Annotated in this window: 9 protein-coding genes and 1 pseudogene; 9 read left to right on the top strand and 1 reads right to left on the bottom strand. The window is 64.3% G+C overall.

Going from position 1 to position 13321, the window contains the following annotated elements:
- The first annotated feature begins 64 nt into the window (after window positions 1–64).
- Window positions 65–655, top strand: a complete 591-nt coding sequence (locus FQ389_RS00530) for an ATP-dependent Clp protease proteolytic subunit (protein ID WP_144205891.1) — start codon at window positions 65–67, stop codon at window positions 653–655.
- Window positions 652–1296, top strand: a complete 645-nt coding sequence (gene clpP2 / locus FQ389_RS00525) for an ATP-dependent CLP protease proteolytic subunit ClpP2 (protein ID WP_144205780.1) — start codon at window positions 652–654, stop codon at window positions 1294–1296. Before FQ389_RS00530 ends, clpP2 begins: the two co-directional genes overlap by 4 nt.
- On the opposite strand, the gene mmuM is transcribed toward clpP2, so the two are convergent.
- Window positions 1293–2177: a homocysteine S-methyltransferase gene (gene mmuM, locus FQ389_RS00520; RefSeq protein ID WP_144205890.1), complete on the bottom strand. Its 885-nt coding sequence runs from the start codon at window positions 2175–2177 to the stop codon at window positions 1293–1295. The two genes, clpP2 and mmuM, sit on opposite strands and share 4 nt — an antisense overlap.
- A 273-nt stretch (window positions 2178–2450) precedes the next feature.
- Here mmuM and clpX point away from each other — a divergent pair, with 273 nt between their 5' ends.
- The 7 genes and pseudogenes from clpX to folC all read left to right on the top strand — a co-directional run bounded on the left by clpX (window position 2451) and on the right by folC (window position 13276).
- On the top strand, window positions 2451–3731 hold the full coding sequence (gene clpX, locus FQ389_RS00515) for an ATP-dependent Clp protease ATP-binding subunit ClpX (RefSeq protein WP_144205779.1): 1281 nt from the start codon (window positions 2451–2453) through the stop codon (window positions 3729–3731).
- Window positions 3732–4078: 347 nt separating this feature from the next.
- Window positions 4079–6031 carry a 2-oxoacid:acceptor oxidoreductase subunit alpha gene (locus FQ389_RS00510; protein ID WP_144205889.1) on the top strand — a complete coding sequence of 651 codons (1953 nt, stop codon included), beginning with the start codon at window positions 4079–4081 and terminating at the stop codon, window positions 6029–6031.
- Entirely contained in the window at window positions 6028–7149 is a 1122-nt protein-coding gene (locus FQ389_RS00505; protein ID WP_144205778.1) for a 2-oxoacid:ferredoxin oxidoreductase subunit beta, read from the top strand. The genes FQ389_RS00510 and FQ389_RS00505 overlap by 4 nt, the downstream gene beginning before the upstream one ends.
- Window positions 7146–7754, top strand: coding sequence for a molybdenum cofactor guanylyltransferase (mobA, locus tag FQ389_RS00500; protein ID WP_144205777.1), 609 nt, complete (start codon window positions 7146–7148; stop codon window positions 7752–7754). Before FQ389_RS00505 ends, mobA begins: the two co-directional genes overlap by 4 nt.
- 1069 nt (window positions 7755–8823) lie before the next feature.
- A pseudogene (locus tag FQ389_RS00495) lies at window positions 8824–9177 on the top strand (LysM peptidoglycan-binding domain-containing protein); the annotation flags it as partial.
- Window positions 9178–9188: 11 nt separating this feature from the next.
- The gene (locus FQ389_RS00490; RefSeq protein WP_144205776.1) at window positions 9189–11831 is read left to right on the top strand and encodes a valine--tRNA ligase; all 2643 of its coding nucleotides are present in this window, start codon (window positions 9189–9191) and stop codon (window positions 11829–11831) included.
- Entirely contained in the window at window positions 11828–13276 is a 1449-nt protein-coding gene (folC, locus tag FQ389_RS00485) for a bifunctional tetrahydrofolate synthase/dihydrofolate synthase (RefSeq protein ID WP_144205775.1), read from the top strand. The genes FQ389_RS00490 and folC overlap by 4 nt, the downstream gene beginning before the upstream one ends.
- Window positions 13277–13321: the final 45 nt, after the last annotated feature.

Here is a 13321-nt window from a genome sequence, read left to right as displayed (position 1 = left end):
CCTCGGTTGGTTAGTGTCGGTGAGTACAGATCTCGAGAAAGCGGGTAACCCTGTCGTGACTGACATGCGTTCGAACTCGGTGGGCCTCAACCTTACGGACTCGGTGTATGAGCGCTTGCTCTCTGAGCGCATCATCTTCCTGGGTTCGGAGGTGAACGACGAGGTCGCCAACCGGTTGTGCGCGCAGATTCTGCTGCTCGCCGCCGAGGACAGCGACAAAGACATCAACCTCTACATCAACTCTCCCGGCGGCTCGATCAGCGCCGGGATGGCCATCTACGACACGATGGTGCTGGCGCCCTGCGACATCGCCACCTACGCGATGGGCATGGCCGCCTCGATGGGCGAGTTCCTGTTGGCGGCCGGCACCAAGGGCAAGCGGTTCGCGTTGCCGCACGCCCGCATCCTGATGCACCAGCCGCTCGGTGGGGTGACCGGTAGCGCGGCCGACATCGCCATCCAGGCCGAGCAGTTCCACGTCATCAAGAAGGAAATGTTCCGGCTGAACGCCGAGTTCACCGGCCAGCCGATCGAACGCATCGAGGCCGACTCGGACCGCGACCGGTGGTTCACCGCGCAGGAGGCGCTGGAATACGGCTTCGTCGACCACATCATCACCCGCGCCGCCCACATCACCAATGGAGAAGCCCGATGAGTCCCCAGTGTCCCGACTTGCAGCCTCAGGCGCGCTACATCCTGCCGTCGTTTATCGAGCACTCCAGCTTCGGTGTCAAGGAGTCGAACCCGTACAACAAGCTGTTCGAGGAACGCATCATCTTCCTCGGCGTTCAGGTCGACGACGCGTCGGCGAACGACATCATGGCCCAGTTGCTGGTGCTCGAGTCGCTGGACCCGGATCGCGACATCACCATGTACATCAACTCGCCCGGCGGCGGGTTCACCTCCCTGATGGCGATTTACGACACCATGCAGTACGTGCGCGCCGACATCCAGACGGTGTGCCTGGGCCAGGCCGCCTCGGCCGCGGCGGTGCTGCTGGCCGCCGGAACATCGGGTAAGCGGATGGCGCTGCCCAACGCGCGGGTGCTGATCCACCAGCCGTCGCTGCAGGGCGTGATCCAGGGCCAGTTCTCCGACCTGGAGATCCAGGCCGCCGAGATCGAGCGGATGCGCACGCTGATGGAGACCACGTTGGCTCGGCACACCAACAAGGAACCGTCAGTGATCCGCAAGGACACCGACCGTGACAAGATCCTGACCGCCGAAGAGGCCAAGGACTACGGGATCATCGACACCGTGCTTGAGTACCGGAAGCTGTCCGCGCAGACCAACTAACGGCGTCTGGCGATACCGGCCAGGGCCGCGATGTCGGCGGGCGTCACCCGGCAGCATCCGCCGACGATGCGGGCCCCGGCCGCGATCCACTGCCGGGCCAGGTCCGCGGAAAACCGTGACACACCCGTCCAGGCGTGCCCGTCCCACTGCTCACCGCTGTTCGGGTAGACGATCACGAGTTTTCCTGCGGCAGAGGCGATTTCGATCGCAGACTGCACGTCGTCGGGGCTGCAGCAGTTGACGCCGACCGCGACGATTTCGTCGACGCCGGCGGCCACCGCGAACGCCTCGGTCAGTGGTTGTCCGGCGCGGGTTCGGGTACCGTCGATGGTGTAGCTCAGCCAGGCCGGCTTGCCGACCGCACGCACCAGATCGACCAGCGCCTCGGCCTCGTCGATGTCGGGCACGGTTTCCAGGGCCAGCAGGTCCGCGCCGGCGCCGGCCAATATCTCGAGTCGCGGGCGGTGCCAGCGCATCAGTTGCGCGACCGAAAGGCCATAACGTCCGCGGTATTCAGATCCGTCGGCCAGCGCGGCGCCATACGGTCCGATCGACGCGGCGACCAGAGTACCGCCGGTCGCGTCGCGTGCGGTTGCGGCGAGTTCGACGCTGCGACCCAGTAATTCGACCGCTTTGTCGCGTCCAATACCGTGCGCGTAAAAGCCTTCGAACGATGCCTGATAACTGGCGGTCGTCGCGATCTTGGCACCGGCCCGAAAATAGGAGGTGTGTACTGCGGCGATCTCTTGCGGGGCATCGGACAGCAACCTCGCCGACCACAGCGCGTCGGACAGGTCGTGGCCGCGCGCCTCCAGCTCGGTCGCCAGCCCGCCGTCGCTGATCAAAACGGAATCGGCGGGCCAAAAAGATTCGGCAGCCATTCCCACCCATGCCACTGTAGGGTGGGGCCGGGCAACCGGTCTGTACGGCGTGACCAGCCTCGGTGGGGTAACGACCGCGACACGCCAAAGAACGGAAAGTGCGTCTCGGCCGGTGCGGGCGGTGTCGGGCTATATGTTTTCGGACAGGCATGAATACCACCGACGCGATTCGGTGCTAATGGTCGCGGCGGGCCCGATCTAGCGGGTAGCGTCGGTGGAATACATGCGGCACGTTAAAGCGTACGGCGAACAGGAAGTAGGCACTGAGGCACCATGGCGCGCATCGGAGACGGCGGTGATCTGCTGAAGTGCTCATTCTGCGGGAAGAGCCAAAAGCAGGTTAAGAAACTCATTGCGGGCCCGGGTGTCTACATCTGCGATGAGTGCATTGATCTCTGCAACGAGATCATCGAAGAGGAGCTTGCTGACGCCGACGATGTCCAACTCGACGAGCTGCCCAAGCCGGCCGAGATCCGGGAGTTCCTGGAGGGCTACATCATCGGGCAGGACACCGCCAAGCGGACGCTCGCGGTCGCCGTCTACAACCATTACAAGCGAATTCAGGCCGGGGAAAAGGGTCGTGACTCCCGGTGCGAACCGGTCGAGCTGACCAAATCGAACATCCTGATGCTCGGCCCGACCGGGTGCGGCAAAACTTATCTGGCGCAGACGCTGGCCAAGATGCTCAACGTCCCGTTCGCCATCGCCGACGCCACTGCACTGACCGAGGCCGGTTACGTCGGTGAGGACGTCGAGAACATTCTGCTCAAACTGATCCAGGCGGCCGACTACGACGTCAAGCGCGCCGAGACCGGCATCATCTACATAGACGAGGTCGACAAGATCGCCCGCAAGAGTGAGAACCCCTCGATCACCCGCGACGTCTCCGGCGAGGGCGTGCAGCAGGCGCTGCTGAAGATCCTGGAGGGCACCCAGGCGTCGGTTCCCCCGCAGGGAGGCCGCAAGCACCCGCACCAGGAGTTCATCCAGATCGACACCACCAACGTGTTGTTTATCGTTGCGGGTGCGTTCGCCGGGCTGGAGAAGATCATCTACGAGCGCGTCGGCAAGCGGAGCCTGGGCTTCGGTGCCGAGGTGCGCTCCAAGGCCGAGATCGATACCACCGACCACTTCGCCGAAGTGATGCCCGAGGACCTGATCAAGTTCGGCCTGATCCCCGAGTTCATCGGCCGGTTGCCGGTCGTCGCCTCGGTCACCAACCTCGATATGGAGTCGTTGGTCAAGATCCTGTCCGAGCCGAAGAACGCTCTGGTCAAGCAGTACACCAGGCTGTTCGAGATGGATGGCGTGGAGCTGGAGTTCACCGACGACGCGCTGGAGGCGATCGCCGACCAGGCGATCCACCGCGGCACCGGTGCCCGGGGTCTGCGCGCCATCATGGAGGAAGTCCTGCTGCCGGTGATGTACGACATCCCCAGCCGCGACGACGTCGCCAAGGTGGTCGTCACCAAGGAAACCGTCCAGGACAACGTGTTGCCGACGATCGTGCCGCGTAAGCCCTCGCGCTCCGAGCGCCGCGACAAGAGCGCCTGACGACAATCAAGCGGCGTCAGCCGCGTTGAGGAGTCAGGCGATCCCCCGGAACAAGCTGTTCCAGGGGATCGTTCATTCGCCTCGTCGAGGCCGCCCGAATTTGCCACGGCACGTGACCAACACCACATGTTTAGTCGTACTCGCCAGTAGCACGCCCTGATCACGCATTTTGCCTAAGATAACCTTAAAGACACGCAGCTTCGGACGTTCTTCCGATCGGACGACCAGTGCAATAATTTGGTACTGCCGGTCTCATGCAATCGAGTGGGGCGATAAGTTCTTTCGTCGCGCGTAACCTGAAACTTTGACACGAGTGCCCGTCCGGTCGAGCAATGAGAGGTGCAGACGTGGATCCGAATGGCAGCGGAGCCGGATCTGAATCTCATAACAATGGGGCGCCGCACCGTCAGCGCCTTGAACAAGTGGTCATCCGGTTCGCCGGTGACTCGGGCGACGGTATGCAGATGACCGGTGACCGGTTCACCTCGGAGGCAGCGCTTTTCGGCAATGACCTCGCGACACAGCCGAACTACCCTGCCGAGATTCGGGCCCCCGCAGGAACTTTGCCCGGTGTCTCGTCCTTCCAGATCCAAATCGCCGATTACGACATCCTCACCGCCGGTGACCGGCCGGACGTCTTGGTGGCCATGAATCCGGCCGCATTGAAAGCCAACATTGGCGATCTGCCGCGCGGCGGAATGGTGATTGCGAATTCCGATGAATTCACCAAGCGCAACCTGACAAAAGTCGGTTATGTCGCCAACCCGCTAGAAACCGGCGAATTGTCCGACTATGTTGTCCACTCGGTCGCGATGACCACGCTGACGCTGGGCGCCGTCGAAGCGATTGGTGCGTCGAAGAAGGACGGCCAGCGGGCCAAGAACATGTTCGCCCTCGGTCTGCTGTCGTGGATGTACGGGCGCCCGATCCAGACCAGCGAGAACTTCATCCGGGAGAAGTTCGTCCGCAAGCCCGACGTCGCCGAGGCCAACGTGCTCGCCCTCAAGGCGGGCTGGAACTACGGCGAGACCACCGAGGCTTTCGGCACCACCTACGAGGTGACGCGGGCGATCCTGCCGCCGGGTGAGTACCGCCAGATCTCCGGCAACACGGCCCTGGCCTACGGGATCGTTGCGGCCGGTCAGCTCGCCGGCATTCCCGTCGTGCTCGGCAGTTACCCGATCACGCCGGCCTCGGACATTCTGCACGAGCTGTCCCGGCACAAGAATTTCAACGCCATCACCTTCCAGGCCGAGGACGAGATCGGCGGTGTCTGCGCGGCGATCGGCGCCTCCTACGGCGGCGCGCTGGGCGTCACCAGCACCTCCGGCCCCGGTATCTCACTGAAGTCCGAGGCGCTCGGGCTTGCGGTGATGACGGAACTGCCGCTGCTGGTCATCGACGTACAGCGCGGCGGCCCGTCGACCGGTCTACCCACCAAGACCGAGCAGGCCGACTTGCTGCAGGCGCTGTTCGGCCGCAACGGCGAGTCGCCGGTCGCGGTGGTCGCGCCCAAGTCGCCGTCTGACTGCTTCGAGACCGCCATCGAGGCGGCACGCATCGCGGTCTCCTACCACACCCCGGTGATCGTGTTGTCCGACGGCGCGATCGCCAACGGCTCGGAGCCTTGGCAGATCCCGGACGTGTCGTCGTTGCAGCCGATCACGCACACCTTCGCCAAGCCGGACGAGCCGTTCCAACCCTACGCCCGTGACCCGGAGACGCTGGCTCGGCAATTCGCCGTGCCGGGAACGCCCGGTCTGGAACACCGCATTGGCGGGCTGGAGGCCGCGAACGGCTCCGGCAACATCTCCTACGAGCCGGTCAACCACGACCTGATGGTGCGGTTGCGCCAGGCCAAGATCGACGGCATCACGGTTCCCGACCTGGAGGTCGACGACCCGACCGGTGACGCCGAGCTGCTACTGATCGGGTGGGGCAGCTCCTACGGTCCGATCGGTGAGGCCTGCCGGCGGGCGCGGCGCAAGGGCATCAAGGTTGCGCACGCTCATCTGCGGTACCTGAACCCGTTCCCGGCCAACCTCGGCGATGTGCTGCGCCGATACCCGCGAGTGGTGGCCCCCGAAATGAACCTGGGCCAGCTGGCGATGCTGCTGCGCAGCAGGTATCTGGTCGACGTGCAGTCGGTCTCCAAGGTGCAGGGCATCGCGTTCCTGGCCGACGAAATCGGGCGGGTGATTCGGGCTGCGTTGGCGGGAACGCTTGCCGAAATCGAGCAGGACAAGACGATGGTCGCCAGAATGGCTGCAGCGACGGTTGGAGCGGGAGCTAACGCATGACGAGTCGGATTGCCGGCGACTTGGCGGGCACGGACCTCGGGTTGACCCCGAGGTTGAAGAAGAACGACGGCGTGCCCACCTTGACGCCGGAGGATCAGCCGCAGAAGAGCAAGGACTTCACCAGCGACCAAGAGGTGCGCTGGTGCCCGGGCTGCGGCGACTATGTCATCCTCAACACCATCCGCAACTTTCTGCCCGAGCTCGGGTTGCGCCGCGAGAACATCGTCTTCGTCAGCGGCATCGGCTGCTCCAGCCGCTTCCCGTACTACCTGGAGACCTACGGGTTCCACTCGATCCACGGCCGCGCCCCGGCGATCGCCACTGGTCTGGCGCTGGCCCGCGAGGATCTGTCGGTCTGGGTGGTCACCGGCGACGGTGACGCGCTGTCGATCGGCGGCAACCATTTGATTCACGCGCTGCGCCGCAACGTCAACATCACGATCCTGTTGTTCAACAACAGGATCTACGGGCTGACCAAGGGCCAGTACTCGCCGACCTCCGAGGTCGGCAAGATCACCAAGTCGACCCCGATGGGCTCGCTGGATCACCCGTTCAACCCGGTGTCGCTGGCGCTGGGCGCCGAGGCGACCTTCGTCGGGCGCGCGCTCGACTCCGACCGACCCGGGCTGACCGAGGTGCTGCGCGGCGCCGTCGAGCACCGCGGCGCCGCAGTGGTCGAGATCTTGCAAGACTGCCCGATCTTCAACGACGGTTCCTTCGACGCGCTGCGCAAGGAGGGCGCCGAGGACCGGGTGATCAATGTCCGCCACGGCGAACCCATCGTGTTCGGCGCCAACGGCGAATACTGCGTGGTGAAGTCGGGCTTCAGCCTCGAGGTCGCCAAGACCGCCGACGTGGCGGTCGACGAGATCGTCAAGCACGATGCGCGCGCCGACAACTCGGCCTACGCGTTCGCGCTGTCGCGGCTCTCGGAGCAGAACCTCGACCACACCGTGCTGGGCATATTCCGGGACATCACCCGGCCCACCTACGACGACGCCGCCCGCGCCCAGGTCGCCGCGGCCCAGTCGTCGACCCCGTTCGACACCACCGCCCTCCAAACGCTGCTGCGTGGCCGCGATACCTGGACCGTCGACCAGGGGGGGCTGAGGCCGTGACCGATGCCGTGTCGTTGGCCGGGGTAGTGCTTGCCGGGGGCGAATCGCGACGCATGGGCCGCGACAAGGCCACCCTGCCGGGGCCCGATGGCGCGGCCACGATGGTCGAGTTCGTCGTCGGCGTTCTCACGCAGCGCTGCGATCTGGTCTTCGTGGTAGCCGCGCCGGGCCAACCGTTGCCTCAGCTGACCGCGCGCGTGATCCGTGACGAGATCCAGGGGCTGGGACCGTTGCCCGCCGCCGGGCGGGGGTTGCGCGCGGCCGCAGAAGCCGGTGCACGGCACGCGTTCGTGTGCGCAGTCAACATGCCGCTGCTCACAGCTGAATTGATCGACGACCTGATGCGGCTCGCTACCAAGACCGACGCCGAAGTCGTGCTGCCATGGGACGGTCGCAGCCATTACCTGGCCGCGGTGTATCGGACCGAGCTGGCCGACCGGATCGAGGCACTGGTGGCCGCCGGCGAGCGCAAGATGAGCGCCCTCATCGATGCCTCCGACGCCCAGCAGATCGTGCTGCCGGATTCGTGGCCGTTGACCAACGTCAACACCGGGGCCAAGTTCCGCGCGCTGGTGCGCCCAGCGTCTGATAGGACTTTGCTTTAACTGCGTCACGCGAATTAATGGTCACGTTGGCGCCTAATTGACGAGCTATGGTGTAATTGCGCGAGCTGGCTAAGTGATTAATTGCTTAATTAGTTCTCATTTATTTTCCCTTTAGGTCGGTCAATGTGCGCCCGGCATAGTAATGGTTCACGCGTCCGCTCGAATGCGACGGCGTACGACATCGGGACAGAGGGAACTTCGGGACCGCCGACGAACGGGCCAGGTCTTTACCTGCGGAAACTGTGGTCCATCCATCGGATAAACCCGCCGTTCATTTTCTCGGCAAATTGTCCGGTGCAAACCGAAGTGCAGGTGTGCGCTGGCGGCATCGACGAGTCCGAGACACGTGGGTTGGCACCGCCGGCACGGGTGCGTGTAAGGCGTTGCAGCTACTACTTTGGCGCAAGGACTCTCGGCGCCATCGTGTATTTGTCTTACGAATTACGTTGCAAAATAATATCTTTAGATTAATAGCAAAATCCTCTCGGTGGTGCACCGTCCAAAGGCTCGTGTTTCGACCGGTGTGGCGTGGGACGGCTCGACTGGTGTCACACGGGCGGGCAAGCGGCGCTTCTAAACGTGCAAAATGGGCGTCCCACGTCACAAAAATGCGTTATTCGGGTCACGATCGAGCATAGGACTTGACTTGCGATTCGCCTCGGAAAAGACACAGTTGACCTGCAGAAATATTTAAGAATGCGTATCGTGCTCTTCTCGTTATCGTCACGAGATAGCCACGTGTCGAAGATACGCCCGGTGCCAATTCCGCCGGCTCGGCCCCCACTGCAGTGGTGAGGTTACAACCTCCTGGATCAGCTACGGGGAAAAACCCCTCACTTCTATCGCGTAAGCGATTGGCGACGAACGCCATTGGGTCCCTTACGGCGCGTTTTAGCCCGAAAGGGGTTAATTCAAAAATTTAATCCACGGACCCGTGTGTGAGCGGGGTTGCGGGCGGCGATTGTCGCTCTGCAGCCGGCGGCATTTGACCCGCTGGGTAGATCACGCCCCCGCTGCCGTGCCGAACCGAGACGGCACGTGCAATCGGTGCGAAGACGAGAGGGAAGTCATGTCGGACACGCTGACTCAAGGACAAAGCTGGAGCGTGGGAAGTAGCTCGCCTCGAACAACGGCGCCGACACCCTCACCCTGCAAGCCGACGGGAACCTGGTGCTGGCTGCGCGTGGCGAAGCGCTGTGGGCGAGCGCGACCAATGACCAGGATGTGGTGCGCGCCGAAGTGCAGCCCGACGGCAACTTCGTGCTGTACGCCCCGGACAAGCCGGTCTGGCACACCGGCACCCAGGGCAAGAAACACCCAGGGCAAGAAAGATGTCCGGCTCGTATTTCAGGACGACTGCAACCTGGTGCTCTACGCGGCCGACGGGCCTGTGTGGGCTACACACGCCCAGGTAACGCTTCCTAGAATTGACCGGTGACCGCCAGCCCCAACTCCGCCGCCGAGCTGCCCAAGTCGTGGGATCCGGGTGCGATGGAGGCCGCGATCTATCAGTCGTGGGTGACGGCGGGCTACTTCAAGGCGGACCCCACCAGCTCCAAACCGGGCTACTCGATCGTGCTGCCACCGCCGAACGTCACCGGCAGCCTGCACATGGGCCACGCGCTGGAACACACCATGATGGACGCCCTGACCCGCCGCAAACGCATGCAGGGTTATGAGGTGTTGTGGCAGCCCGGCATGGACCACGCCGGCATCGCGACGCAGAGCGTGGTGGAAAAACAGCTCGCCGTCGACGGCAAGACCAAAGAGGACTTCGGCCGCGAGCTGTTCATCGAGAAGGTCTGGGACTGGAAGCGGGAGTCCGGCGGCGCGATCGGCGGCCAGATGCGCCGCCTCGGCGACGGGGTGGACTGGGACTGCGATCGATTCACCATGGACGAGGGCTTGTCCCGTGCGGTGCGAACCATTTTCAAGCGGCTCTACGACGCCGGGCTGATCTACCAGGCCGAGCGGCTGGTGAACTGGTCGCCGGTGCTGGAAACCGCGATCTCGGACCTCGAGGTCAACTACCTCGACGTCGAAGGCGAACTGGTGTCGTTCCGCTACGGCTCGCTGGACGATTTGCAACCGCACATCGTCGTCGCCACCACCCGGGTAGAAACGATGTTGGGGGACACCGCCGTTGCGGTGCACCCCGACGACGAGCGCTATCGGCACCTGGTCGGTACCAAGTTGCCGCACCCGTTCTTGGACCGGCAGCTCATCATCGTCGCCGACGAACACGTGGACCCCGAATTCGGGACCGGCGCCGTCAAAGTCACGCCCGCTCACGACCCGAACGACTTCGACATCGGGCTGCGTCATGAGTTGCCGATGATTTCGATCCTCGACACCAAGGGACGGATCGTGGGCACCGGAACGCAATTCGACGGTATGGACCGCTTCGAGGCCCGCGTCGCGGTCCGTGAGGCGCTGGCCACGCAGGGTCGGGTTGTCGAGGAAAAGCGACCTTATCTGCACAGTGTCGGGCACTCCGAGCGCAGCGGTGAACCGATCGAGCCCCGGCTGTCGCTACAGTGGTGGGTCCGAGTCGAATCACTCGCCAAGGCGGCCGGCGACGCGGTCCGAAACGGCGACACCGTGATTCACCCCGCCAGCCTCGAGCCGCGCTGGTTCGCCTGGGTGGACGACATGCACGACTGGTGCATTTCACGGCAGCTGTGGTGGGGTCACCGTATTCCGATCTGGCACGGGCCCAACGGCGAACAGAAGTGCGTCGGACCTGACGAAACACCGCCGGAGGGCTGGGAGCAAGACCCCGACGTGCTGGACACCTGGTTCTCCTCGGCGTTGTGGCCGTTCTCCACCCTGGGCTGGCCATTGCGGACCCCGGAACTGGAAAAGTTTTATCCGACAAGTGTTTTGGTGACGGGGTATGACATCCTGTTTTTCTGGGTGGCCCGCATGATGATGTTCGGCACCTTCGTCGGCGGTGACGACGCGATCACCCTCGACGGAGCGCGTAAGCCACAGGTCCCGTTCACCAACGTCTTCTTGCATGGACTGGTCCGCGACGAGTCCGGCCACAAGATGAGCAAGTCCAAGGGCAACGTCATCGACCCGCTGGACTGGGTGGAGCTGTTCGGGGCCGACGCGCTGCGGTTCACCCTTGCCCGCGGCGCCAGCCCCGGCGGCGACCTGTTCGTCGGCGAGGATCATGTCCGGTCCTCCCGCAATTTCTGCACCAAGCTGTTCAACGCCACCCGATTCGCGTTGCTCAACGGCGCGCGGCTGGCGCCGTTGCCAGCCGAGTTGACGGACGCGGATCGCTGGATCCTCGGACGATTGGAAGAGGTTCGCGCCGAAGTCGATTCGGCGTTCGACAGCTACGAATTCAGCCGGGCCTGTGAGGCGCTCTACCATTTCGCGTGGGACGAGTTCTGCGACTGGTACGTAGAGCTGGCCAAGACCCAATTGGCCGACGGACGCACCGGAACGACCGCCGTGCTGGCCGCGACACTGGATACGCTGCTGCGGTTGCTGCACCCGGTCATCCCATTCATCACCGAGGTGCTGTGGCAGGCGATGACCACCGAAGAGTCGGTGGTCATCGCCGACTGGCCGACGCCATCCGGAATCGGTCTGGATAACGTTGCCAATCAACGGATTACCGACATGCAACGGTTGGTGACCGAGATTCGCAGATTCCGTAGCGATCAGGGCCTGGCCGACCGGAAGAAGGTGCCGGCCCGGCTGGGCGGTGTCGACCAATGCGATATGAGCACTCAGGTCGCTGCGGTCACTTCGTTGGCCTGGCTCACCGCGCCGGGACCGGGGTTCGGCGCCTCGGCGTCTTTGGAGGTTCGGCTCAGCGGCGGCACGGTCGTCGTCGAACTCGACACCTCGGGCACTATCGACGTAGCCGCCGAGCGGCGCCGGCTGGAGAAGGACCTGGCGGTGGCGCAGAAGGAGTTGGCTTCCACCGCAGCGAAGTTGGCGAATGAGGAGTTCTTGGCCAAGGCGCCGGAGAACGTCGTCACCAAGATTCGTGACCGGCAGCGGCTGGCTCAGGAGAAAACCGAACGCATCACCGCCAAGTTGGCCGTGCTGCAATGACCGATTCGCCGGACTGCCTCGACCAATCTGGAGGAGCCATCGGTGCGGCCCCAACCCCGGATGAGATCGCGTCCCTGCTGCAGGTCGAGCATCTGCTCGATCAGCGTTGGCCGGAAACGAAAATCGAACCGAGCCTGACCCGTATCAGCGCACTGATGGATCTGCTCGGCTCGCCTCAGCTCGGCTATCCGTCGATTCACGTCGCCGGGACCAACGGCAAAACCTCGGTGGTGCGCATGGTCGATGCGCTGCTGACGGCACTGCACCGGCGCACTGGACGCACCACCAGCCCTCACCTGCAGTCGGCAGTGGAACGTATCGCCATCGACGGAAAGCCAATCAGCCCAGCGCAGTACGTTGCGACCTACCGTGAGATCGAACCCTTCGTGCAGATGATCGACGCGCAGTCGCAGGCCGCGGGCGGTCCGGCGATGAGTAAGTTCGAGGTCCTAGTCGCGATGGCGTTCGCGGCGTTCGCTGACGCGCCGGTCGAGGTCGCAGTGGTCGAGGTGGGCATGGGCGGGCGTTGGGATGCCACCAACGTGATCAATGCGCCGGTCGCGGTCATCACCCCGATCGGCATTGACCATGTCGACTATCTCGGCGCGGACGTTGCCGGCATCGCCGGGGAAAAGGCCGGCATCATCACCACCGCGCCCGACGGCGCCCCCGACACCGTCGCGGTGATCGGCCGCCAGGCGCCAGAGTCTATGGAAGTCCTTCTGGCGCAGACTGTTCGGGCCGACGCCGCGGTGGCCCGTGAGGATTCCGAGTTCGCGGTCATGGGCCGGCAAGTCGCGATCGGCGGGCAGGTGCTGCAGTTGCAGGGACTCGGCGGGGTGTACTCCGACGTGTACCTGCCGCTGCATGGCGAACATCAGGCGCACAACGGCGCGGTGGCGCTGGCGGCGGTCGAGGCGTTCTTCGGCGCCGGCGCGCAGCGGCAGCTCGACATCGACGCGGTGCGGGCCGGTTTCGCCACGGTTACCAGCCCCGGTCGTCTTGAGAGGATGTGCAGTGCCCCAACGGTTTTCACTGACGCCGCGCATAATCCGGCCGGTGCGGCCGCGCTGGCGCAGACGCTGGACAGTGAATTCGACTTTCGCTACCTGGTCGGGGTCCTCAGTGTGATGGCCGACAAGGACGTCGACGGCATCCTGGCGGCGCTGGAGCCGGCGTTTCATTCGGTGGTCGTGACCCACAACGGATCGCCACGGGCATTAGATGTCGAGTCACTGGCGCTGGCCGCCGAGCAACGGTTCGGGCCCGACCGGGTGCTGACCGCCGCCACCCTGCGGGACGCCATCGATGTGGCGTCCGCGCTGGTGGACGACGCCACCGCGGACGGTGAGGGCGGCGAGTTCTCCGGCACCGGAATGGTGATCACCGGCTCGGTCGTCACCGCCGGGGCCGCACGCTCGTTGTTTGGTCGTGATCCGCAGTGACCGAGAGCGGCCGCACGCCGCCCGCCGGCGACCCCTGGAAGAGTT

Origin of the sequence: Mycobacterium tilburgii, from assembly GCF_902168065.1 — a bacterium.
GTDB classification, from domain to species: domain Bacteria; phylum Actinomycetota; class Actinomycetes; order Mycobacteriales; family Mycobacteriaceae; genus Mycobacterium; species Mycobacterium tilburgii.
This window is presented reverse-complemented; position numbering and strand designations above follow the sequence as displayed.

What these genes read in the sequence shown, in the direction of transcription:
- FQ389_RS00530 (WP_144205891.1), top strand. Translation starts at nt 65, where the DNA reads ATGCGTTCGAACTCGGTGGGCCTCAACCTTACGGACTCGGTGTATGAG.
- clpP2 (WP_144205780.1), top strand. Translation starts at nt 652, where the DNA reads ATGAGTCCCCAGTGTCCCGACTTGCAGCCTCAGGCGCGCTACATCCTG.
- mmuM (WP_144205890.1), bottom strand. Translation starts at nt 2,177, where the DNA reads ATGGCTGCCGAATCTTTTTGGCCCGCCGATTCCGTTTTGATCAGCGAC.
- clpX (WP_144205779.1), top strand. Translation starts at nt 2,451, where the DNA reads ATGGCGCGCATCGGAGACGGCGGTGATCTGCTGAAGTGCTCATTCTGC.
- FQ389_RS00505 (WP_144205778.1), top strand. Translation starts at nt 6,028, where the DNA reads ATGACGAGTCGGATTGCCGGCGACTTGGCGGGCACGGACCTCGGGTTG.
- folC (WP_144205775.1), top strand. Translation starts at nt 11,828, where the DNA reads ATGACCGATTCGCCGGACTGCCTCGACCAATCTGGAGGAGCCATCGGT.